Source organism: Polaromonas sp. P3_B1 (assembly GCF_056402935.1).
Map to the genome: position 1 here is coordinate 68,469 of NZ_JBFUGK010000007.1, position 22,919 is coordinate 91,387.

The following is a 22,919-nucleotide window of genomic DNA, read 5'->3' on the forward strand; positions in this document are numbered from 1 at the left end:
AAAGGCGGCGAATTCATAGACTTGTATCCACCCCAACAGTGTGGATCTTCTATGACATTCAAACCCAAATTCATCAGCTTCGACTGCTACGGCACGCTCATCAACTTCGAGATGGGCCCCACCGCCAGGCGCCTGTTCGAAGACCGCGTGCCAGCCGGCCGCATGCCGGCCTTCCTCGACAGTTTCCGGGCCTATCGCCTTGACGAGGTATTGGGCGAGTGGAAGCCCTTCTTCAACGTCGTGGAAAACTCGATCCGGCGTGCTTGCAAGGCGCACGGTGTCGACTACCAACCGTCGGACGCCGTGGCGCTGTACGACGCCATCCCGACCTGGCAACCGCACCCGAACGTCGTCGAAGTCCTGGAGGTGATCGCGCCGCACGTGCCCCTGGTGATCCTCTCGAATTCGATGGTCGACTTGATCCCGGCCAGCGTCGCCCACTTGAAGGCGAAGTTCCACGCGGTTTACACCGCCGAGGAAGCGCGCGCCTACAAGCCGCGCTTCCAGACCTTTGAATACATGTTCGACCAGCTCGGCTGCCCGCCCGACCAGATGATGCATGTCTCGTCGAGCTTTCGCTACGACCTGATGACGGCGTCCGACCTGGGCTTTATGGCCAAGGCTTTTATTGATCGCGGCCACGAGCCGACCTCCGAAAACTTTGGCGTCAGCAGGCTGACCGACGTCCGCCAGCTTCCGGGTCTGCTCGGCCTATGACCCAGCTGAGCACCACCGCGCCCGACCTGGCCCCCGCGGCGGTGGAGGCGCTGGTCCATCGTCTCTACGGCATCGAGGGCAGCACCCAGCCGCTGGCGGGCGAACGCGACCAGAACTGCCTGGTGGAGGCGTCAGACGGCCGTCGCTACGTCTTCAAGATCAGCAACCCCTCCGAACCGCCCGCGGTGGTCGACTTCCAGATCGCGGCGCTCGACCACATTGCCCGCGCAGCGCCCGAGCAGCCGGTGCCCCGCGTCGTGCGGACACTGCAAGGGCACACGCATGACACCATCAAGCTCGCCGAGGGTGTTCAGACACGCGTGCGCATGCTGAGCTACCTGGACGGCATCCAGATCCGCCAGACCGAGCGCACTGCCGCGCAACGGCATGCCATGGGGGCCGGGCTTGCCGGTTTGAACCGCGCATTGCAAGGCTTCGCGCATCCGGGCGCGGCGCATGACTTGCTGTGGAACGTCGCCACGGCGCACCGGTTGACCGAACAGCTGGACAGCCTCGTGGACGGCAAGCGCCGCGCGCTGGCCCAGGTATTCATGGAGCGCTTCAAGGTGCACGTGCTGCCGCGCCTGGCATCGCTGCGCTCCCAGGTGATCCACAACGACTACCACCTCTACAACGTGCTGGTCGCTCCCGACGATCAAGCGCGCATCGTGGGCATCATCGACTTCGGCGACATGGTGCATGCGCCGCTGGTCGGCGAGGTGGCGACGGCCGCCGCCTTCCACATGGCCGGCTGCCCCGACCCTTTCGAGGGGCCGGCCCAGTTTGTGGCCGCCTACCACGCGGTGCTGCCGCTGGCCGGCGCCGAACAGGAGGTCCTTGCCGACCTCCTGGCCACACGCCACCTCATCACGGCGCTGATTTCGGAATGGCGCGCCGCGCGCTACCCCGAGAACCGCGCCTACATCATGCGACACAACCCCGCGGCGTGGGAAGGCCTGTCCCACATGGCCGATCTTTCCCGCGACACCGCACGCGACCGGCTGCTGGCCGGCGTACACATACCCACAGGAGCCACTCAATGAAAAGCATGAAAAGCACAATAGACCTCAACATGGTCAATGCCTATGTCCCGGGCCGCGCCGACGTGGGCCCGGCCACCGAGAAAATGATCGCGCGACGCGACGCCCTGCTCGGCCCGGCCTACCGCCTGATGTACGAACGGCCGCTGCACATCGTCAAGGGCGAAGGCGCCTGGCTGATCGACCCCGAGGGGCGCCGCTACCTCGACGCCTACAACAACGTGACCTCGCTGGGGCATTGCCACCCGGCGGTGACCGAGGCCATCTGCCGGCAGGTGCAGACGCTGGCGACCAACACACGCTACCTGCACGACACGATCCTCGAACTGGCCGAACGCCTGCTTGCCAGCGTGCCGGGGACCGACCTGGCCCACCTGATGCTGACCTGCACGGGCAGCGAGGCCAACGACCTCGCCTATCGCATCGCCAAGGTGCACACCGGCGGCACCGGCATGATCGTGACCGACACCGCCTACCACGGCATCACCGATGCCGTGTCCAAGTTCTCGCCCTCGCTGGGCGTGAGCGTCGACCTCGGCGCGCACGTGCGCCTGGTGCCGGCGCCGCGCCTGTACCATGCCGCAGGCGCCGACCTGGCCGAACGCTTTACCCGCGACGTCGAGGCGGCGATCGCCGACCTGAAGCGCCACGGCATCAAGCCCGCCGCGCTGATTGTCGATTCGCTGTTCACCAGCGACGGCATACTCCCCGGACCGCAGGGTTTCCTGAAGGGCGCGGTCGACGCGATCAAGCGGGCCGGCGGTATTTTCATCGCCGACGAAGTCCAGCCCGGTTTCGGCCGGACCGGCGAACACCTTTGGGGCTTCCAGCGCCACGGCCTGCAGCCCGACATCGTCACCATGGGCAAACCGATGGGCAACGGCCAACCCATCGCGGGGCTGCTGGCAAGCGCCGACGTGCTGGCGGAATTCGGGAAGAGTTCGCGCTACTTCAACACTTTCGCGGGCAATACCGTTTCCTGCGCGGCGGCGCTGGCGGTGTTGGACACCATAGAGCGCGACGGGCTGGTGCAGCATGCCGCCCAAGTGGGGAAAATTCTGCATGACGGCATCGCCGCCCTTACCACGCGGCACGAGGCCATTGGCGACGTGCGCGGCGCGGGCCTGTTTGTCGGGGTTGAGCTCGTCTCCGACCGGGCGTCGCGGGCGCCGGACCGCAGCCTGACGAGCCAGGTGGTCAACCGCATGCGCGACAAGGGCGTGCTGATCAGCGCCTGCGCGATGGGGCACAACGTGCTCAAGATCCGTCCGCCCCTGGTGCTGTCGGCGGAGCAGGCCGGCCTCGTCATCCAGGCGCTCGACGAATCCCTGGCCGAAGCGCGGGCCGCCTAGCGGCTATCGGCATCCGGCGCTACCATCCGCGCATGACCGCCGCAATGTCCCTGGACCGCTTCGACCTCAAAATCCTCGCGCACCTGGAGCGCGAGGGGCGCTGCTCGAACGTCGAGCTGGCCGAAGCCGTCGGTCTCAGCCAGAGCCCCTGCCTGGTGCGAACGAAAAGGCTGCAGGACATCGGCGTGATTCGCGGCTACGGCGCCGACATCGCGCTGGAGAAGCTGGGCAACTGCGTGGTGGTTTTTTCCGAAGTGACGATCAGCAGCCACCGGCCTCCGGACTTCCGCAAGTTCGAGCAGGCCATTGACCAGCACGGCGAAATCGTCGAGTGGTACAACGTCAGCGGCGGCTACGACTACCTTCTCAAAATCGTGGCGCCGAACGTCGCCCATTTCCAGGCACTGATGGAGCGCCTGCTGCAGGACGATATCGGGATCGGAAAGTTCACCAGCCGGATTGTCCTGCGCCAGTCATCGCGCAAGCGCACGCATCCGCTCAATCTCATTGCGGCGCAGTTGGGCTGAACGTGAGCTGTGAATAAATACAGTTATTTGGTAATATTTGAATTCACCGGATGGATGAATTCGAGAAAAAACCTCTAAAATTCACTGAAAACCCCATATTTACCAGGCGGTAAATCAGTGAACTCTCCTCCCAAGCTCGAACAAGGTCTCCACCAGCTCAGGCATTTGCTTGAGGCGATGCCGGTCGTCAGCGAGATTGATGTGATGGATGAGTTGGGCCGCGGCGAGCCGGACGCGCTGTTGCGGATCACCACGCCCCAAGGCACGCAACTCATCCAAATCGTGGTCAAGGCGTCCGGCGAGGCCCGGTACATCCGGGAAGCGTCGTTCATCTTGACGGAGCGAATGAAGCTGCAGCCCGGAAGTTACGGCGTTGTGATTGCCCCCTACATCTCACCCGAGTCGCGAAACATCCTGCGCCAGCAACATCAAGGCTGGTTTGATCTTGCGGGCAATTGCTTTATGAGCTTCGCGCATCTTCACGTTGATGTCGAGAAGGCGAACGTCAATCCGTTTAACACCAAGCGAAAGCAAAAGTCCATCTTCAGCCCGAAATCGGGCCGCATCCTGAAGGTGTTGCTCACAGAACGCGCGCCGCTCAAGGGTAACGAAGTGGCCGCACGCGCCCACGTGAGCCAGGCGCAAGTGAGCAAAGTTCGCGAGATGCTCATCGACCGTGAATGGGCTGTCACTGATAACGCCGGCATTCGCGTGGTCAAGCCCCTGGCCCTGCTGGAGGCTTGGCGAGAAGAGCGGGACCGGCCGGCCCTCGCTGCGCAGGGATACACGCTACACCACAGCCGCGCGCTGGATACCCACCTTCAAACCCTGTTCATGAAGGCCGCTACGACGCCGTTCAGCACCTTGTTGCTCGCGGGACATTCGGTTGCGCGTCGAGTGGCGCCTTTCGCTCGAGTCGCCGGGGAGTTCTTCTACGCCGATTCACACGGAGTCGAACTCATCCAGGAATTCCTTCAGCTATCGCCCTCCGAGTCGGGAGCGAATATTTTTATCTACGAGCCAGAAGACGACATGATGCAACTTGACAGCATGGCCTTGACCCCGGAACCGCTTCGCGGAACGGGCTTGCTGCAGACCTACCTTGACCTATCGGCGATGGGCGATCGCGATCGCGAAGCTGCGGACTTTCTTCTGAAAGAAAAATTGGGACGCATGTTGACTTCGCAGCCTGAGGGGCTTCGGCGTGAATGAGCCCGGTCAATATGACGATCGCGCAACTCACGCCGTCTACTCAGTATTGATTGAGCTCGGACAAGTGTTGGGGACATACACCGACCGGTTCGTCGTCATCGGGGGCTCGGTCCCCTGGCTTCTTTATCCCGATGCTGATCCCGCCCATATTGGGACCATCGATGTCGACTTATGCCTCGATGCAGAAGCACTGGGAGACGGCGAGTACGCGAACCTCGTCGATCTTCTGGAACGTGCGGGTTACAGGCGCGGCGAAAGCCAGATGCGTGCGTTCCAAATGGTTCGCGCGGTGAGCCTGGACGAGGGAGAGCCGATAAACGTGATCGTCGACTTCCTCATGCCAAAGAACGCGAAGATCGTCAAGAACAAGCCGCCGATCCTCGCCGGCTTCGCGGTGCAGCGCGCGGACGGGGCCGACTTGGTCGCCCATAATTTTGTACAGCGCGAGCTTAGCGGTCAGATGCCCGACGGGCGCAATAACACCGTGAAACTGCGAATCGCCAACATTCCGGCGCTCCTGGTGATGAAGGGCTATGCCCTGGTCGGGCGCGACAAGCCCAAAGACGCCTACGACATCTACTATGCGGTCAAGCATTACGGCAACGGCATTGAGGCTCTCGCAGATGCCTGCCGTGCGCTAATCGATGTCGGTGCCGCCAAGACTGCCTACCAGAACATTGCAGGCAAATTCACCAACCCCGACGACTTCGGGCCTCAGACGGTGCGAAAGTTTCTGGTCGATTCGGGCGCCACAGAGGGGATGACCAATGCACAAATCGCACAGGATGCATTCGCCCAGGTCGACGCATGGCTTCGCAGCTTGGGTTTCCGATAATCGCGATTGAATGATCTCAATTTAGTTTCCTCGCGTTGGTCCCATCTGTTCAGGATCGCCCCTCAAGCCCGCGGCCTGAACCCGACCGCCAGCCGGGCACCCATCCCGACCATCACCCCCGCGGCCCAGAAGACGCCCGCCGCGCCGATCAGCGAGCCGGCCAGGCCCGACACCATGGGAATCCCCACGCTCGATATGTTGATCACGATCACCCGTACCGCGACCGCTTCACCGTAGCGGTTCTCGGGCGACAGCTGGTGCAGCAGGCTCATCACCATGGGTTGCGTGCTGCCCAGGCTGAAACCCAGCAGCGCCGAGCACACGCCCATGGCGAGCGGCGCCTGCACCAGCGGATACACCCCGAACAGGACGGCCGTGGCAACCATCGCGCCGAACAGGATCACCCATTCGCGCAGTTGCGCCGCCACCAGCGGCGTCAGCAGGCGCACGGCCGCCGCGGCGATGCCGAAGGCGCCCAGGATGCCGCCGATGACGGATGCGGGCAAGCCTCGTTCGTGCCCCAGCACCGGCACCACGAAGGTATGAACATCCCAGCATGCCGACAGCAGGCCCGTGACGATGAGCAGCCTGCGCAGGCCCGGCTCACGCAACAGGTCCCAGGCGCCGGCGCTGCGGCCGGTGCCGCCAGGCGCGGCAGGCACGGGGTCGGCCGCGCCTCGCAGCGACAGCCAGCCGATCAGCGGCAGCGCGGCCATGGCCAGGAAGGCCGCACGGAAGCCGGCGCTGTCGATCACCACGCCGGCCAGGACCGGGCCCAGGAAATTGGACAAGGCCAGGCCGATCGCCAGCCACGAAAACGCCTGCCTCAGTGCGGCCGGCCCGCTCGCAACACGCGCCATGTGGCGCTGCATCGCAATGATCGCGACCCCGCCCGCACCGCCTGTGAGGAAGGCGCCCACGCACAGCACGGGGAACACCGGCCACGCCGCCGCCAGCCCACCGCCCGTCACGGCCACCACCACCGCGGCCGCGATCGGCCGCTTCAGCCCATGGCGCTCGCAGTAGCGGCCCGCGGGCAGCGCAAGAAAGACCTGGGCCAGTGCGAACAGGGCGATCAGCAAGCCCACGGCCGCCTCGCCATGGCCCAGGCGCAGCGCCTGCAGCGGCGCGGCCATGCGGGTGCCTGTGAAACAGGCGTTGAGGAAGAGCTGGGCCAGCATCAGCCGGGCCAGCTCGCCGCCCGGGCCCTGAAGCGGAAGTCGCGAGGACTCAGGCATCAGATGGCAAAGGTGTGAGCGCGACCGTCAGACCTCCACCTGTTCATCAAGCGTCGAGCCAGACGTTCTCGGCAAAGTTGTAGCCCATCAAGCCGCCCAGTGGGATCGGCGACAGGCCCTTGAGCTTTTTGTTGTGCCCGTCAATGCTGGACATGAAGAGGGGAATGCCGATGCCGCTGTCTTCATGGATCATGACCTGCATGTCGGCATACATGTTGGCGCGCTTGGCCTGGTCGGGTTGCGCGCGCGCGGCCAGCAGCAGCTGGTCAAATTTGGGGTTTTTCCAGGCAGACTCGTTGGTCGGCGCATCAGATTTGAAGAATTGCGTGAACATCAAATCGGCCGACGGCCGCGCGTTGATGTTGCCAAAGCCCACGGGGTGCTTCATCCAGTGCTGCGACCAGTAGCCGTCGGCCGGCATAGGGCGCACTTCCAGGTTAAGCCCGATCTGGCCCGCCGCCTGCTGCATCACCAGCGCCATCTCCGCCGAATTGGAGGCTGCGGGCGACACCACCACCGGGATGGCCGCGCTGCCGAGGTTGGCCTTCTGCACATGCCACTTGGCTTTTTCGGGGTCGTAGGCCCGCTGCTTGAGCCCCTTGAAATAGAAACGATCGCTAGGGTGTATGGGCTGGTCGTTGGCCACCTCGCCAAAACCCAGCAGGATGGACGTGAGCATCTGCTCGCGGTTGAACAAGTGCTTCATCGCCAGCACGAAATCCGGGTTGGCGCCGGGCCCGCTGTCACGGCGCATGATGAGGTCGGTGTACAGGCCCGCCTTGGTCTCGAAGATGGCGTGTTTTTTGCTGCCCTTGATGCGGTCCACCGAGTGCGGTTTGATCGCCATGGTCAGGTCGATCTCACCGGTCAGCAATGCGTTGACGCGCGCAGCCTCGTCACCTATACCTACGTACTCGATCTCGTCCAGATAAGGGCGGTCGGGCTTCCAGTAACGGTCGTTGCGCACGGCCACAGAGCGCACGCCTGGCTTGAAGTCCTTGAGCTTGTAAGGACCGGTGCCTACACCCGACATGTGCGCGTTCACATCGCTGACGCCGTCGCGCAGGATGAGGAAACTCCAGGTGCCGAGGATCACGGGCAGGTCGGCATTGGGCGCCGCCAGGCGTATGGTCACTTCATGCGGGCCGGTGGCTTTGACCTCTTCGATCTGCTCGGCCAGCGCCTTGACCTTGGAGCCGGTCGCCGGGTTCTTGTGGCGCATGATGGAGAACACCACGTCGGCCGGCGTGAAGGGTTTGCCGTCATGAAAGGTCACCCCCTGGCGCAGCTTGAACACCCAGGTTTTGGCGTCCGTGGTGATGAATTCCTCAGCCAGCGCCGGCCGGGGTGTGAGGCTGCCATCCAGTGAGGTGAGCCCGTTGTAGAACATGCAACCACGGATGTAGTCGCTATGGTTGGAGAACTTGGCCGGGTCCAGCGTGTCGTTGAGTGAGGCAGCCGCGCCGGCCACCTTGATGCGCCCGCCCTTGCGCGGCGCTGCCGCTTGCGCCGCCACCACCGCGGAGGCCAGGCCGCCCGCCAATGTGGCCTGCATGCCGCCGGCCATCAGCACGGCCAGCGCGTCGCGCCGGCTTGGAATGAGTAGGTTGTTGTCGTTCATGCATGTCTCCTTTTAGTGGCTCGTGGTGCGCAGCGCCCACGGCTTACGCAGTCCAGGGGTGTTATCGAGGGCACCCGTGGAACCGGTTTTGCCGGGCCACTGGGTGCGCCCCCTGAGGGGGAGGCGCCGGAGGCGCTTCGGGGGTGGGCGCAGCTCTCAGGCGAACTTGTTTTTGATCGTGTAGTACAGCCCTACGGCGGGCAGGAACCAGGGTGTGCCGAAATGGCCCGGGATGGCGGGCCAGGGGTTGTCGCGCCAGGGGTTGGCCGCCAGGTCGCCGGCCATCACGCGGGCCATGCACTCGCCCATGTGCACCGACATCTGCGTGCCATGGCCGCTGTAGCCCATGGAGTAATACAGGCCCTCGGTTTCGCCGGCATGGGGCAGTCGGTCCTGCGTCATGTCGACAATGCCGCCCCAGCAGTAGGCGATGCGCACGTCGCGCAGTTGCGGGAACATCGCCACCATCTGCTCGCGCAGCACCTGGCCGCTCTTGGCGTCGGAGCGCGGGCTGGACAGCGCAAAGCGCGCGCGCCCGCCGAACACCAGGCGGTTGTCGGGCGTGAGGCGAAAGTAGTTGTGCAGCGTGTCGGTGGTGGTGTAGGTGCGGCGCTGCGGCAGCATCGCTTTCGACACGGTGGGATCGAGCTGCTCGGTCACGATGATGAAGCTGCCGATGGGCACAATGCGGCGCCGCCAGTAAGAGAAGCTGGAGAACGCGCCATGGCGCGTGGCGCCGGTGGCCACCAGCACCTGGTCGGCGTCCACGGTGCCGCGCGGCGTGTGCACGCGGTAGGCATGGCCGTGCAGGCGCTGCAGCTTTTGCACCGGCGCGTGGTCATAGATCAGCGCGCCGCGCCGGGCTGCTGCTTCCGCCAGGCCCCGGCCGAACTGGCCCATGTGCATCTGCGCGCTTTTCTTGAACAGCAGGCCGCCGGCGAACCGGTCGCAAGCGACCTCTTCGTGGATGCGCTGCGGCGGCACCAGTTCGACCTCGGAATCCGCTTCGCGGCGCAGGCGCTCGAAGCCGCGCGCCAGCGCCTCGTAATGGGCAGGCCGCCCGGCGATCTTGAGCTTGCCGCGGCGATGGAAATCGCAGGCAATCTCCTCTTCGCGCACGATGCGCTCCACGGTGTCCACCGCGTCGTCGTAGGCACGGTACCAGGCGGCGGCGCGTTCAACGCCCACGCGCGCGGCGACGGTGGCATAGTCCACGGCCAGGCCGTTGTTCACATGGCCGCCGTTGCGGCCCGAGGCCTCCGCGGCTACCACCGATGCCTCCAGCACCACCACGCGGGCGCCGCGCATGGCCAGCCTGCGGGCCGCCGACAGGCCGGTGAAGCCGCCGCCCACAACCACCACGTCGGCCTTGGCGGGCAGCTCGTCACTGCGGCCCTCGAAGGGCGCGGTGGTATCGGTCCAGAAGGATTCGAGCTTCATGCGCTGCCGTAAATGGTCCAGATTTTGCGCGTGGTCTCGATGCAGCGCCACACGCCCACCCAATCGGGCTTCATCACGAAGGCGTCACCGGCCTGCACGCGGTAGGTTTTGCCGCCGTCCTCGACCAGCTCCGAGACGCCCGACAGGATGTAGCAGAACTCCCAGACGCCGCCCTTGATGGAGCGCAGCGTGCCGGGCGTGGTCTGCCACACGCCGGTGCGCAGCTTGCCGTCGGCGGTCTGATCCACGTCCCAGTTCGTGAAGCGCGGATCGCCCGCCAAAAGCTTCTCGGGCACCGGCAGGCTCTCGCGGCCCTCGCCCAGGTCATCCAGCTTGAAAAAAGTCAGGTTGCTCACAGTGTCTTTTCCTTTCAGGTCACAGGCCGACCAGCGCGGGCAGGCCGTTGATGTCGCGGATCTCGGCGTGGCTGTAGAGCTCGCTGGGCTTGGGTTCGTGGCCGCGGTTGACGAAGACCTTGTTCTTGATGCCCATGTCCTGGGCCGACATCAGGTCGTAGCGCGGGCTGGAAGACACGTGCAGGATGTCGTCGGGGGAGCAGCCGAGCTGGTCGAGCATGTACTCGAAGGCCTGCAGGCGCGGCTTGTAGGCGCCGGCGTCCTGGGCGGTGTACACCTTGTGGAAGGGCGCCTCGAGCTTGCGCACGTTGGAATGGATCTGATCGTTCATCGCATTCGACAGGATCACCAGCGGGATCTTCTGGCCCACGCGGGTGAGCGAGAAGGGCACGTCGGTGTGCGGGCCCCAGGTGGGCACGGCGTCGTAGAACTTCTGGCCGTCTTCGTCGCGGTAGGGAACGCCGTGACGCTTGCACACGCGTTGCCAGGCAGACTTCAGCACCTGGTCGTAAGGCTTCCAGTCGCCCATCACCTCGTCGAGCCGGTAAGCGCTGAAGTCCTTGATGAATTGCTGCATGCGCTCGGCGGGCAACTGGTCGCCGACGATGCCGTGGGCCACTTCGTGCATGCGAAAGTAGGTGAGCGTGCCGTAGCAGTCGAAAGTGATGTACTTGGGCCGGAAGATCATGGTTTGCCTCGTGGGTGGTGTGGTGGCGTGATGAAAGTGGTGGTTCAATCGATTCAATCGCTTCAATCGCTTCAATCGCTTCAATACAGGAAGCAATCGTAGGCAGCCTTCGCCGCAGTTGTTGCGGTTCTGCGCGGTACGCGCAAAGTATTCATCCGGACTGCGGCGGGCACGAGGCGCTTTGTGCCGTTCTGCGGGCGGCGGCGGCGGGCGCCAAGATCGTACAAGCCTCAAATCACCCCGCCAAGCATCATCACCCCAAACCGCGATCGATGTATCGATGTATTGACGAGCGGAAGTTTTGAAGGAAAGCCCTATGTCCGACCACCTATTTGATCCACAGGCCGCACTTGCGGCGGTGGGCCGCGCCCTGCCCGACGGGGTGTCGTTACGGCGCCTGACGACGAATGACCTTGAAGCCGCGCAGGCGCTGTCGCGCGAGTTCCAGTGGCCGCACCGGCTGGAAGACTGGCAGTTCGCCGTAGCGCACGGCCAGGGCGTGGCCGCGGTGCGCGACGGTGAACTGGTGGGCACGGCTGTGCACTGGCAGTGGGGCAAACAGCACGCGACGGTGGGCCTGGTGGTGGTGGCGCCGCGCATGCAGGGGCAGCGCGTGGGCCAGCACCTCATGCACGCGGTGATGACCGGGCTGGACGGGCGCACCGTGCTGCTGCACGCCACGCCCGAAGGCCGCGGCCTGTACGAACGCATGGGCTTTGCGATCACGGGCGAGGTCCGGCAGCACCAGGGCCTGGCGGCCCCGGCCCAGCTGGTGGCCTTGCCGCAAGGCATGCGACTGCGCCCGCTGGGCCGCAATGACGCGAAGACACTGGCCGCGCTCGATGCGCGAAGCGCCGGCATGCCGCGTGAAGCGATGCTGCGCAAACTGCTGGCCGACGGCGAGGCGGTGGTGCTGGCAAGCGGAGGCGAAGCGGTCGGCTTTTCCGTCGTGCGGCGCTTCGGGCGCGGCCATGCTATCGGCCCCGTGGTGGCACCCGATCTTGCGGGGGCGCAGGCACTCATAGGCCACTGGTGCAGCCACTATGCCGGCAAGTTCCTGCGCATCGACGTTGACGCCGCCAGCGGGCTGCCTGAATGGCTGGAGGCGCAGGGCCTGCCCCGCGTGGACACGGTGACGACCATGGTGCGCGGCGGGCCGCTGGAGCGCGGGCCGGCCTTCGGTGGCTGGGCGCTCGTTAGTCAAGCGATGGGCTGACGATGGCTTTTTTATATAAGGGCCCCGCGCAGCGCGGGGCGGTGTGGGCAGAGCAGTTCGCGCGCAGGATGCCGCAGTTGCCCTTCTGGACCTGGCCCGAGGTGGTGAACCCGGATCAGGTGCGCTTTCTCGCGGCCTGGGAGCCTCCGCCGCGCCTGGCTGAAACGCTTCCCAGCCTGGAGATCCTGTTCTCGGTCGGGGCGGGCGTGGACCAGTTCGACTTTTCGGCCTTGCCGCCGGAGCTGACCGTCGTGCGCATGGTGGAGCCGGGGCTGACGGCCTGCATGTGCGAGTACGTCAGTTGGGCCGTGCTGTCGCTGCATCGCGATATGCCGCTCTACCTCGACCAGCAGCGGCGCAGCCAGTGGAAGGATCACCCCGTGCGGCCGGCCTCCACGCGGCGCGTGGGCGTGATGGGCATGGGCATGCTGGGGCGCGCGGCCCTTGCACAATTGCGGCTGCTGGGCTTTGACTGCGCGGGCTGGAACCGTTCGCGCCGCAACGAACCGGGCGTGCGCTGCTACAGCGGCGAGGCGGAGCTTGATGAGTTCCTGGCCCGCACCGACATCCTGGTGTGCATGCTGCCGCTCACGCCTGAAACGCGCGGCATCCTGGGCCGGCGCGTGTTGGGCGCACTGCCCGAAGGCGCCTGCCTGGTCAACGCCGCGCGCGGCGGCCACCTGGTGGAAGCCGACCTGCTCGCCGCGCTGGAAAGCGGACGGCTGTCGGCCGCGGTGCTGGATGTGTGCGAGCCGGAGCCTCCCACGCAGGGCCATCCGTTCTGGGAGCATCCGCGCATCTGGCTCACGCCCCACATTGCCAGCGCGACCCAGGCCGGGAGTGCGGGCGAAGCGCTGCTGGACAACCTGCGGCGCTACGAGGCAGGCCTGCCGCTCGAAGGTGTGGTGGACCGCTCGCGCGGCTACTAAAGCCTGGATCGCCGGCCTGGGGCCCCGGGCCCGGGGCGCCGCAGAATCTTCTACCGTCCGCGCGCGAACAACAGCATGGTCGTGCGTGCGCCGGGGGGCATGCCGCAGCACCCGCTGCGCACTCAGGCCTAAGCTTGTACCCATGATGTCCACCAAAACCCTTTCCCTCGATTCTTCGCTGGTGGCGCTCGACCGCGCGCACCTGATCCACCCTGTGGCCAACTGGCGCGGCCATGAGCAGCGCGGCGCCACCGTGCTGCGCTCCGGCAAGGGCGCCTGGCTGCGCGACGCCGACGGCCGCGAACTGCTCGATGCCTTCGCGGGCCTGTGGTGCGTCAACATCGGTTACGGCCACGAAAGCGTGGTGGAGGCCGCCGCGCGCCAGATGCGCGAGCTGCCCTACGCCACCGGCTACTTCAGCTACGCCAGCGAGCCGGCCATACGCCTGGCCGCCAAGCTGGTGGAGATCGCGCCGCCGGGCTTGAAGCACGTATACCTCACACTCGGCGGCTCCGAGGCGGTGGACGCGGCCGTGCGGCTTATCGTGCAGTACTACAACAGCACGGGCCGGCCGGCCAAGAAGCATTTCATTGCGCTGGAACGCGGTTACCACGGCTCATCGTCCACCGGCGCGGGCCTCACGGCCCTGCCCGCCTTCCACCGCGGCTTTGACCTGCCGCGCCCCGAGCAGCACTACATCCCCTCGCCCTACCTCTACCGCAGCCCCGCGGGCAATGACCCGCAGGCGCTGATCGCGGCATCGGTGGCCTCATTGCGCGAGAAGGTGAACGCGCTGGGTGCGGAGAACGTCGCGGCCTTCTTCTGCGAGCCCATCCAGGGATCGGGCGGCGTGATCGTGCCGCCCGCGGGCTGGCTCAAGGCCATGCACCAGGCCTGCCGCGAGCTGGACATCCTCTTCGTGGCCGACGAGGTCATCACCGGCTTCGGCCGCACCGGCCCCATGTTCGCCTGCGACGCCGAGGGTGTATCGCCCGACCTGATGACGGTGGCCAAGGGCTTGACCTCCGGCTACGCGCCCATGGGCGCGCTGCTGATGTCGGAGCGCGTGTACGCCGGCATCGCCGACGGCACGCCCGAAGGTGCGCTGGTGGGCCACGGCGCCACCTACTCCGCGCACCCCGTCAGCGCCGCGGTGGCGCTGGAAGTGATACGCCTTTACGAAGAGGGCGGCATCCTCGCCAACGGCCAGCGCGTCGCGCCCCACTTCGAAGCGGGGCTGCGCTCCATGTTGCGCCATCCGCTGGTGGGCGATGCACGCTCGCGCGGCCTGCTGGGCGCACTCGAACTGGTGAGCGACAAATACACCAAGGCACGCTTTGACCCCGCGCTGCAGCTGCCCGACCGCATCGCCAAGGCGGCCTACGAAAACGGCCTCATCTTCCGCGCTTTCGGTGACAGCATCCTGGGTTTTGCGCCGGCCCTGTGCTTCACGCCCTCGGAATTTGAAGAAATGTTCGCGCGACTCAACCGCACACTGGACACCGTGCTTGAGCAGCCCGAAGTGCGGCGCGCACTGGCTTGACCTGATTGACTTGGGCGCGGAACTTGCATAAAAGGGGTTAACGATGAATACCTCTACCGGCAATCCCAAACTCGACCGACTCGACCTGCGAATCCTCTGCCATTTGCAGAAAAACGGGCGCGCCTCCAATGTCGAAATCGCCGACGCCGTCGGCCTGTCGCCCAGCCCCTGCCTGGTGCGCGTGAAGCGGCTGGAGCAGGCCGGCTACATCGGCGGCTACGGCGCGCAGATCCGGCTGGAGAAGCTGGGCGACACGCTGCTGGTGTTCACCGAAGTCACGCTGCAGGACCACAAGCGCGAGGACTTCGTCAAGTTCGAGATGAGCATACGTCCCATCGACGAGATTGTGGAATGCCACCTGGTCAGCGGCGGCTACGACTACCTGCTGAAGTTCGTCACGCGCGGCGTGAACCATTACCAGGAGATCGTCGAGGGCCTGCTGGAAGCCAACATCGGCATCGAAAAATACTTCAGCTACATCGTGATCAAAACGCCCTTCGTCAAGAACTACTACCCCATCGAGCAGCTGATGCAGCCGCACGCTTGATGCATAAGTTTTAAGCCGGCAGGTTGCGGGCCGCGGGCCGCAGCTTTTGCTGCCCTGTGCTCCGATTCAACATTTGCTGCTGCACCGGCGCCCGTATCCGGTGCCATCTCCGGTGGGGCTGGCCTACGCTTGCAGCATGAACCCTCCTCCCCGCATCCCGGCGCCCGCCCGTTCGGCGGCAGCGATCCAGCGTGTGCAGCGGCACATCCATGAGAACCTGAACCAGGCGCTGTCGCTGTCGGAGCTGGCCGACCTGGCCGGGCTGAGCATCTGGCGCTTCGCCACCGTGTTCCGCGAGCAGGTGGGTGTTTCACCGCATCGCTACATCTGCCGGCTGCGCCTGGCGCGCGCCCAGGCCCTGATCCGCCAGGGGATGCCGGTCGCCAGCGCGGCCAGCGAGGCGGGCTTTTACGACCAAAGCCATCTGTCGCGCCACTTCAAGACCACCTTCGGCATGACGCCGGGGCAGTACTCCAGCACCGCCACGACCACCGCCGGCCGGCAGCGAACGGCATGATGAGCCCCACCATCGCGCAGGAGATCGCGGACCTGGTGCCCGACCTGGTGGCACTGCGGCGCGACCTGCACGCCCACCCCGAGCTGGCCTTCAAGGAACACCGCACCGCCGCCATCGTCGCCGCCGCCCTGCGCGACCTGGGGCTGGAGGTGCATGAAGGCATAGGCGGCACCGGTGTGGTCGGCGTGCTGCGCGCCGGCAACGGGCAGCGCAGCGTGGGCCTGCGCGCCGACATGGATGCGCTGCCGATTCTTGAACAAGGCGAGCGGCCTTACGTCAGCCGCTTCCCGGGCGTGCACCACGGCTGCGGGCACGACGGCCACACCGCCATGCTGCTGGGGGCGGCGCGCCACCTGGCGCGCACACGCCGTTTCGACGGCACCGTCAACTTCATCTTCCAGCCCGCCGAGGAAGGCCGCGGCGGCGCGCGCGCCATGGTGCAGGACGGCCTGTTCGAGCGCTTCCACTGCGACACGGTTTACGCCCTGCACAACTGGCCGGAGCTGCCCGCCGGCACGGCCCAGACGCGGCCCGGTGCCATCATGGCGGCGGCGGACCGCTTCGACATCGTGGTCCGGGGCCGGGGCGGCCACGCGGCCCAGCCGCACCGCACGCCCGACGCGGTGCTGGCCGCGAGCGAGCTGGTGACGCAATTGCACACCATCACCTCGCGCCGCATACCGCCCACCGAAAACGCGGTGCTCTCGGTCACGCGCATCAGCGGCGGGCAGTCGCACAACGTGCTGCCGTCGGCCGTCGAACTCACAGGCACGGTGCGCAGCTTTGATGCCGGCGTGCAGGACACCATAGAAGCCGCCATCCGGCAGATCGCCCAGGGCCTGGGCCAGGCCACGGGCACCGGGATCGATGTGGACTACGTGCGCTACTACCCCGCCACCGTGAACACACCGCAGGAAGCGGCGCTCGCCCTGCGCGCCGCCGAAGCCGCGGGCCTGAAAGCGTCGATGGCGCCCTCGGCCGCCTTCACCTCCGAAGACTTTGCCTTCATGCTCGAAGCCAGGCCCGGCGCCTACCTCTGGCTGGGCCAGGGCGCGGCTTCGCGTGACGGCGCCACGCCGCCCTTGCACCACCCCAGCTACGACTTCAATGACGCCGTGCTGCCGCTGGGTATCGGCTGGTTTGTCCAGGTGGCGGGCATGGCGCTCGCGGGCTGAGGGCGTTCGGGATTTGCCGCCGCGACTGGCGCGCTTGGGCAATTGCCGCCAAACACCGCTAAGCCTGCGTACGCACGACAACCTTGCCGGCGTGCCGGCCCTGCAGCAGGTCCGACAAAGCAGCGGGCGCATTCAAAAGGCCGTCCACGACGTCCTCCTGCGCCTTGACCCGTCCACTCTTGACCCACTCCTCCATTTCACGGCGGAACACGTCGAAGCGCGGGCCGTAGTGGTCAAGAATGATGAAGCCCTGCACATGCACCCGCTTTTGCAGGATGGCAGCCAGGAGCTGCGGCAGCTGGTTGGCGCCGGCCGCGCCCGCCGTGTCGTTGTAGTGGGCGACAAAGCCGCACACCGGCATACGGGCGCCGACATTGAGCAAGGGAAGCACGGCCAGCAATACCTCGCCGCCGACGTTCTCAAAATAGACGTCGATCCCCGCAGGGCAGGCGGCGGCAAGCCCTTGCGCGAAGGACGGCGCGTGCCTGTCGATGCAGGCATCAAAACCCAGGTCGTCGACGGCATGCCGGCACTTGTCGGCGCCGCCGGCGATGCCGACCACGCGGGCGCCCTTGAGCTTTGCGATCTGGCCGACCATGGCGCCCACCGCACCGGTTGCCGCCGCGACCACAACGGTGTCACCCGGCCTTGGCTGGCCGATGTCGAGCAGGCCGACGTGCGCGGTGAAGCCCGGCATGCCGAGCGCGCCCAGCGCCAGTGATGGGCGGGCCATGTCGCCGAGGGCCAGCAGGTCCTTCCCATCGCTCACGGCGTAGTCCTGCCAGCCGGCGTTGGCCAGCACGAGATCACCGGCGCGATAGGCAGCATGCCTGGACTCCACAACGCGGCTGACGCTGCCGCCGGGCATGGTGCCGCCTAACGGAACAGGCGGCGCATAGCCGGGCCCGATGGGATCCATCAGGTTGCGCATGTACGGGTCCAGCGAGAGAAATTGCGTTCGCAAGAGCACTTCGCCTTCGCCCGGGCGCGGCACGGGCCCGGTCACGAGCTTGAAGTCGGACGCCACCGGAAGGCCGTGCGGGTGCGCCGCCAAGGTGATGCGCCGGTTGATGTTCAGGTCTTGGGGATGCGTGGTCATGGATGCCTCAATGGGTGGTTCATGGCATCAAGCGCGACCGGGCCCGCGCCGCCATGCCAGCAGGCCGCCCAGGGCCACGGCGACCATGGCAAATGCGGGTGCGCCCAGCGCCCCGGCCCAATCCACCATCAGGCCGCCCGCGATGGCGCCCGTGGCGATGGCGATCTGGAAGGCCGCCACCAGCAAGCCGCCCGCGGCCTCCGCCTGGTCGGGTGCGGCGCGCACGATCCAGGTCTGGAAGCCGACCGGGAATGCGCCGAACGCAAAGCCCCACAGCGTGACAGCCACGGCGGTGACTGCGGTGGAGCTTCCGCCGATGAGGAGCGCACCGGCGAGCAGCGCAATCATCGCGCTACCGGCCACGATGGCGTAGCGCTCACTTCGGCCCGCCAGCCAGCCGCCCGCGAAGTTGCCGAAGAAACCACCGACACCGTAGCCCAGCAGCACGGCCGAGATCGCCGCCACGGACAGCTTGGTCACATCTTCAAGCACGGGGCGTATATAGGTGAAGCCCGCGAAGTGGCCGGAAATGACCAGCAGCACGGCCAGCAGCGCAACACGCACCGGCCCGCGCCCGAGCAGGTCGCGCAGGCCCTGCAAGCTGGCGCGGTCGCGCGGCGGCAGCGCAGGCAGGGCGGCCAGCTGCACGGCGAAAGCCAGCAAGCCAACAATGCCCGCCGCGACAAAAGCGCTGCGCCATCCCCAGAGGCTGCCCATCCACGCGCCGACCGGGGCCGCGCAGACCGTGGCGATCGAAACGCCGGTCAACACCAGCGACATCGCGCGCGGGAAAAGCCTGTCGGGCACGAGGCGCATGGCCAATGCGGCCGCCATCGACCAGAAGCCGCCGAGCGCGATGCCCAGCACCACGCGCGCGAACAGCAGCACCGCGAGCGAGCCGGCTGTCGCGGCCAGCAGGTTGGACACCAGCAAAAGTGCGGTGAGCGTCAGCAGCACCCGCTTGCGGTCGAAGCGCGCGGTCAGCAAAGGGATGGTGGGCGCGGCCACCGCACCCACCAGCGCCGTGGCCGTGACGGCCTGGCCCGCCGCGCCCGCCGTGACATGGAGGTCGGCGGCCATGGCGGTCAGCAGGCTGGCCGGCAGGAATTCGGCTGTGACCAGGCCGAACACGCCCAGGGACAGTGAAGCCACCGCCGGCCAGAGCGGGGCGGCCTCGCCGGGCGGGTTGCCGGCAGGGCTTTCGCCCGGGGCCAGCGGATCGATGGAGGCAGAAGAGGAAGGTGATGACATGAACGTGAATCCTTGTTGGAAAGCGTTGTGAAGCCTTGTTGGAGCGCCTTGTTGGGGCGCCTTGTCGGGAAGCCTTGTTGAGGACAGGGTTGCCAGCTTAGGCCTAGCATCGACAGCTTTCCATGGCGAAAGAGCCGAAATGCTTGACGATTCCTCCAGAACTTTCACGCCCGTCATCCAGCCTCCCCATGAAGAGGGCGGTCTGCCCGCCGCCGGGCCCGACCCGCTCACCCAGGTGCTGCTGGGCCTGCGCCTGGAGGGCGTGGAATACGGCCGCTGCCTCGTGCAAGCGCCCTGGGCCATTTCCTTTGACGCGCAGCCCGCCGCGCGCTTTCACTTCGTTGTCAGCGGAGACTGCTGGATGCACACGCCGCAGTCCGGGTGGATGGAATTGAAGGCCGGTGACGCGGTGCTTCTGCCGCGCGGCACGGCCCATACCCTGGCCAGTTCACCCGAGGTGCCGCCGCTGGACCTCGCGAGCTTTGACCGCCAGCGGCTGGCGGACGACATCTACCTGCTGCGCGATGCAACGCCCGCGGCGCAAACACCGTCCCACACCATGTTCTGCGGCAGCATGACCTTTAACCTCGACCCTCTGCACCCCTTGCTGGCCATGATGCCGGAGGTGATACGCGCCAGCGAGCTGGCCCAGCGCGACCCGGGCGTGCCCATGCTGCTGGAGGCGATGGAGCGCGAAGCCTCGCTCAACCGCATAGGCGCTTGCGGGATCCTGGCGCGCATGGCCGACGTGCTGGCCGCGACCATCATCCGCGCCTGGGTGGAATGCGCCTGCAGCAACTCGACGGGCTGGATTGCGGCGCTGCGCTCACCCGGCGTGGGCAAGGTGCTGGCCGCCATCCACGCCTCACCGGAGCAGGACTGGAGCGTGCCGGCGCTGGCCAGCATCATGGGCGCGTCACGATCGCGTTTTGCCCAGGCCTTCAAGGAATCGGTGGGCGAAAGCCCTGCCCGGTATGTCGCCCGCATCCGCATGTTCCAGGCCCGCAGCTGGATCGCGCAGGACGGCATGCGCGTCACCACGGCCGCCGACCGGCTGGGTTTCGACTCCGAGGCTTCCTTCAGCCGGGCATTCAAGCGTGTCATCGGGCATCCGCCCAGCAAGGCGCGCAGTCTGGTGTGAGCATTGGAGCGAACCCCTCGGACTGGACCTCGGGAACCATCAGCACCAAGCCGCCTCCCGAGCGAACGAGGGCTCCGGCCGCGTGGCATCAACGCGAAGTTCGGGCGGCGGTCAACCCAGGGCGTGGGTCCTGGCCAGGCTGATTCTGGCGTACCTTGCCTCTAACCCGCGCTTTGAGGAGATGGTGGTGCAAACCGATCTGGTCTTGTCGCGTGGTAACCGTGACCCTGAAAGCGATCTGAACAAGATCTGCAGTCACTTGCGAGCTCACGTGAAGCCGTTGGCACGAGCCAATGCAGCAGGGCTTCGTTAGGTCGGGCATCTGCGACCTGGTAGCCGTTTCGCAGCGAATGCGGCCGGTCGACTCGTTGCGCCGAACGTCGGTGGTTTTTTGGCGTTTTCCTCGGTCACCGGGAAGTGGGCGCCTTGTGGATTTCCGCAACCCTTGGGGCCTGTGCATCTGGAAGGCTGCTGCTCCTGCCAAAATGCCGACGAGAAAACTTCGGCAACTCCTTTACCCACGCGCGTTTAACCATGAATATCCGTACCGCTACGACAGATGACGCCCCCGCCATTGCCGCGATCTACGCCCCGATCGTGCGCGAGACAGCCATTTCGTTCGAACTGGAGCCGCCAACGGTCGACGAAATGGGGATGCGCATAGCGACCACGCTGCAGCGCTTTCCCTGGCTGGTGAGTCTTGATGCTTCAGGCCAGGTCAGCGGCTATGTCTATGCCAGCAAGCATCGCGAACGGGCCGCCTATCAGTGGTCCGTGGACGTGACGGCCTATGTACGCCGTGACGCCCGCGGCCAAGGCATCGGCAAACAGCTTTACACATCGCTGCTGGAGGAGCTGAAGACACTGGGTTACGCGCAAGCCTTTGCCGGTATCGCTCTTCCGAACGTTGCGAGTGTGGCGCTCCACGAATCGATGGGGTTTGAGCCGCTCGGGATCTACCGAAAGGTCGGCTACAAGTTGAACGCCTGGCACGACGTGGGTTGGTGGCAGCGCTCCATTCAGGCACTTGCGCAACCTGATTCACCGAAGGCGTATCAGGGCGGATAAATCCCGGCCTGTGGCTCGCTGGTTTTCCTTCTGAACTTGCCGAAAACCGCATCCTTGGCGGCCATGTGCGTTATCTGCTGGCGAGGCAAGCCAGGGCCGGCGGGTCAACTTTGCGTTCGTCCCCGTGGTCCAGTCCAAAGGGTTCACTCCAGTTTTCCATCGAATCAGCGATCACAATTTTCGAAGTTATTTTTGAAGGTTGCCGTTGGAATTCACGATGGAGAGATCCACCCCACCCCAACCGGTCCGCTGGTTGGCTGTGTAGTTGACAAAGACACCCCCAAGGTTGTATTCGCCCAGGCTGGACAAGGCTTGCAACACGCCGGCGCGGGTCGGCGTCTTGCCCGCACGCCGGACGGCTTCCACGGCGATCTTGGCGCCCATATAGCCTTCGAGGCTTGAGAAAGACAGGGCCTCGCCCGGTGCGTACTTCTTCATGTCAGCTTGATATTCGGTGATGACCGGCTTGGAAGGAACAAAGGGGAACGGCACCGCCTGGCTCAACACGATGCCGCGTGCCTTGTCCTTGCCGACGGCATTGACCAAGCCGTCGTGCAGCAGCACCGACAGGCCGTAGATCTGCACCGTCCCCCCAGGGACGTCGCGGACAGCCTTGACGAATTCAAATGCAGGCTTGCCCGCGGCCAGCAGAATAATGCCCTTGGGGCGGGTCTCCGTGATGGCGGCGGCGGCTGCGCGAACACTCGCATCCAGCTTGTCGGGCGCGGCGTCAAGCACCTGCTGCGTCACGATTTTGACGCCCTGCGGCCCGCTGAGCTGGGTCGTCAACTGCGCCAGGGGCGGGCCGAAGGCGACGCTCATATTGACGATGGCCAGCGAGTCCTTGCCCCAAGTCTTGGCTTCCTTGAGCAGGCTGCCCACTTCATCCGCATAGCCGCTGCGCAGAGGGAACACATTGCTGGCGGAAACCACATTTTTATCGCCCTGCAGCGGCGCAATCAGCGCGATGCCGTTCTTGCCCGGCAAGTCCTGCTTGGCGATTTCGGCGAGTCCGCCGCTGTTGAGAAAGCCCAACAGCCCCACCACCGCCGGATCGCCGATGAGTTGCTGGGTCAGCTCAAGCATCTTTGGGGCTTGCAGGCTGTCATCCAGCGTGACCAGTTTGAGCTTGTTGCCCTGCAGGGTGCTGCCCGCATTGACTTTGTCGAAATAGGCCTGGATACCCGCCGCCATGCCTTTGGCGTTCGCGGCCGATGTCGGATTGGTCTGCGAAGCGACCTGCCCGAAGACAAGCTCGATGGCGTGGCTGGACATCGGCAAGACCAGGATCCCAAGTGCAGCCATGGTGGTCCTGAGGTGCATAAAATTGAGAGCCATGTTGTCTCCTTTATTACTTTGGCCAGTACATCATCAATGCAAAGTAATTCAAATGGGTTAAACCCCGAG

Annotated in this window: 22 protein-coding genes; 14 read left to right on the forward strand and 8 right to left on the reverse strand. The window is 65.7% G+C overall.

What is annotated here, in order from left to right:
• Positions 1 to 51 precede the first annotated feature (51 nt).
• The 6 genes from AC1DXS_RS05930 (at position 52) to AC1DXS_RS05955 (ending at position 5,683) form a co-directional block, all read left to right on the forward strand.
• The gene (locus tag AC1DXS_RS05930; RefSeq protein WP_477736638.1) at positions 52 to 717 is read left to right on the forward strand and encodes a haloacid dehalogenase type II; all 666 of its coding nucleotides are present in this window, start codon (positions 52 to 54) and stop codon (positions 715 to 717) included.
• Positions 714 to 1,760, forward strand: coding sequence for a phosphotransferase (locus AC1DXS_RS05935; RefSeq protein ID WP_477736639.1), 1,047 nt, complete (start codon positions 714 to 716; stop codon positions 1,758 to 1,760). The genes AC1DXS_RS05930 and AC1DXS_RS05935 overlap by 4 nt, the downstream gene beginning before the upstream one ends.
• Positions 1,761 to 1,765: 5 nt before the next feature.
• On the forward strand, positions 1,766 to 3,109 hold the full coding sequence (locus AC1DXS_RS05940) for an aspartate aminotransferase family protein (protein WP_477736690.1): 1,344 nt from the start codon (positions 1,766 to 1,768) through the stop codon (positions 3,107 to 3,109).
• A 32-nt stretch (positions 3,110 to 3,141) separates the two neighbouring features.
• A complete protein-coding gene (locus tag AC1DXS_RS05945) occupies positions 3,142 to 3,636 on the forward strand; it encodes an Lrp/AsnC family transcriptional regulator (RefSeq protein ID WP_477736640.1) in 495 nt (164 codons plus the stop codon).
• A gap of 117 nt (positions 3,637 to 3,753) precedes the next feature.
• Positions 3,754 to 4,848: a hypothetical protein gene (locus AC1DXS_RS05950; RefSeq protein ID WP_477736641.1), complete on the forward strand. Its 1,095-nt coding sequence runs from the start codon at positions 3,754 to 3,756 to the stop codon at positions 4,846 to 4,848.
• A complete protein-coding gene (locus AC1DXS_RS05955) occupies positions 4,841 to 5,683 on the forward strand; it encodes a nucleotidyl transferase AbiEii/AbiGii toxin family protein (RefSeq protein WP_477736642.1) in 843 nt (280 codons plus the stop codon). Before AC1DXS_RS05950 ends, AC1DXS_RS05955 begins: the two co-directional genes overlap by 8 nt.
• Positions 5,684 to 5,745: 62 nt before the next feature.
• Here the strand turns inward: AC1DXS_RS05955 and AC1DXS_RS05960 are convergent, their stop codons facing one another.
• From AC1DXS_RS05960 to AC1DXS_RS05980, 5 genes are all read right to left on the reverse strand, one after another.
• Positions 5,746 to 6,921 (reverse strand): MFS transporter, encoded by a 1,176-nt coding sequence (locus tag AC1DXS_RS05960; protein ID WP_477736643.1) that lies wholly within the window; start codon positions 6,919 to 6,921, stop codon positions 5,746 to 5,748.
• Positions 6,922 to 6,967: 46 nt separating this feature from the next.
• Entirely contained in the window at positions 6,968 to 8,542 is a 1,575-nt protein-coding gene (locus AC1DXS_RS05965) for an ABC transporter substrate-binding protein (RefSeq protein ID WP_477736644.1), read from the reverse strand.
• A gap of 156 nt (positions 8,543 to 8,698) precedes the next feature.
• Positions 8,699 to 9,982 (reverse strand): NAD(P)/FAD-dependent oxidoreductase, encoded by a 1,284-nt coding sequence (locus AC1DXS_RS05970; protein WP_477736645.1) that lies wholly within the window; start codon positions 9,980 to 9,982, stop codon positions 8,699 to 8,701.
• Complete coding sequence (locus AC1DXS_RS05975; RefSeq protein WP_477662795.1) at positions 9,979 to 10,338, reverse strand: cupin domain-containing protein; 360 nt, start codon at positions 10,336 to 10,338, stop codon at positions 9,979 to 9,981. Before AC1DXS_RS05975 ends, AC1DXS_RS05970 begins: the two co-directional genes overlap by 4 nt.
• A 19-nt stretch (positions 10,339 to 10,357) precedes the next feature.
• Positions 10,358 to 11,026 (reverse strand): haloacid dehalogenase type II, encoded by a 669-nt coding sequence (locus AC1DXS_RS05980; RefSeq protein ID WP_477736646.1) that lies wholly within the window; start codon positions 11,024 to 11,026, stop codon positions 10,358 to 10,360.
• Positions 11,027 to 11,342: 316 nt separating this feature from the next.
• Here AC1DXS_RS05980 and AC1DXS_RS05985 point away from each other — a divergent pair, with 316 nt between their 5' ends.
• The 6 genes from AC1DXS_RS05985 (at position 11,343) to AC1DXS_RS06010 (ending at position 16,953) form a co-directional block, all read left to right on the forward strand.
• The gene (locus AC1DXS_RS05985) at positions 11,343 to 12,242 is read left to right on the forward strand and encodes a GNAT family N-acetyltransferase (RefSeq protein ID WP_477736647.1); all 900 of its coding nucleotides are present in this window, start codon (positions 11,343 to 11,345) and stop codon (positions 12,240 to 12,242) included.
• 2 nt (positions 12,243 to 12,244) lie between these two features.
• Positions 12,245 to 13,171: a 2-hydroxyacid dehydrogenase gene (locus AC1DXS_RS05990; RefSeq protein WP_477736648.1), complete on the forward strand. Its 927-nt coding sequence runs from the start codon at positions 12,245 to 12,247 to the stop codon at positions 13,169 to 13,171.
• Between the two features lie 142 nt (positions 13,172 to 13,313).
• Positions 13,314 to 14,714, forward strand: a complete 1,401-nt coding sequence (locus AC1DXS_RS05995) for an aminotransferase class III-fold pyridoxal phosphate-dependent enzyme (RefSeq protein WP_477736649.1) — start codon at positions 13,314 to 13,316, stop codon at positions 14,712 to 14,714.
• A 43-nt stretch (positions 14,715 to 14,757) separates the two neighbouring features.
• Positions 14,758 to 15,261, forward strand: a complete 504-nt coding sequence (locus AC1DXS_RS06000; RefSeq protein ID WP_477647638.1) for an Lrp/AsnC family transcriptional regulator — start codon at positions 14,758 to 14,760, stop codon at positions 15,259 to 15,261.
• 136 nt (positions 15,262 to 15,397) lie between these two features.
• Entirely contained in the window at positions 15,398 to 15,778 is a 381-nt protein-coding gene (locus tag AC1DXS_RS06005; RefSeq protein ID WP_477736650.1) for a helix-turn-helix domain-containing protein, read from the forward strand.
• Positions 15,775 to 16,953, forward strand: a complete 1,179-nt coding sequence (locus tag AC1DXS_RS06010) for a M20 aminoacylase family protein (RefSeq protein ID WP_477736651.1) — start codon at positions 15,775 to 15,777, stop codon at positions 16,951 to 16,953. The genes AC1DXS_RS06005 and AC1DXS_RS06010 overlap by 4 nt, the downstream gene beginning before the upstream one ends.
• A 58-nt stretch (positions 16,954 to 17,011) precedes the next feature.
• Here the strand turns inward: AC1DXS_RS06010 and AC1DXS_RS06015 are convergent, their stop codons facing one another.
• Positions 17,012 to 18,052, reverse strand: coding sequence for an NADP-dependent oxidoreductase (locus AC1DXS_RS06015; protein ID WP_477736652.1), 1,041 nt, complete (start codon positions 18,050 to 18,052; stop codon positions 17,012 to 17,014).
• A gap of 27 nt (positions 18,053 to 18,079) precedes the next feature.
• Positions 18,080 to 19,303 carry an MFS transporter gene (locus AC1DXS_RS06020; RefSeq protein ID WP_477736653.1) on the reverse strand — a complete coding sequence of 408 codons (1,224 nt, stop codon included), beginning with the start codon at positions 19,301 to 19,303 and terminating at the stop codon, positions 18,080 to 18,082.
• Between the two features lie 139 nt (positions 19,304 to 19,442).
• Here AC1DXS_RS06020 and AC1DXS_RS06025 point away from each other — a divergent pair, with 139 nt between their 5' ends.
• On the forward strand, positions 19,443 to 20,444 hold the full coding sequence (locus AC1DXS_RS06025; RefSeq protein WP_477736654.1) for an AraC family transcriptional regulator: 1,002 nt from the start codon (positions 19,443 to 19,445) through the stop codon (positions 20,442 to 20,444).
• A gap of 534 nt (positions 20,445 to 20,978) precedes the next feature.
• A complete protein-coding gene (locus tag AC1DXS_RS06030; RefSeq protein ID WP_477736655.1) occupies positions 20,979 to 21,512 on the forward strand; it encodes an arsinothricin resistance N-acetyltransferase ArsN1 family B in 534 nt (177 codons plus the stop codon).
• A 186-nt stretch (positions 21,513 to 21,698) separates the two neighbouring features.
• Here AC1DXS_RS06030 and AC1DXS_RS06035 read toward each other — a convergent pair whose 3' ends face one another.
• Complete coding sequence (locus AC1DXS_RS06035; RefSeq protein ID WP_477736656.1) at positions 21,699 to 22,850, reverse strand: ABC transporter substrate-binding protein; 1,152 nt, start codon at positions 22,848 to 22,850, stop codon at positions 21,699 to 21,701.
• Positions 22,851 to 22,919 lie beyond the last annotated feature (69 nt).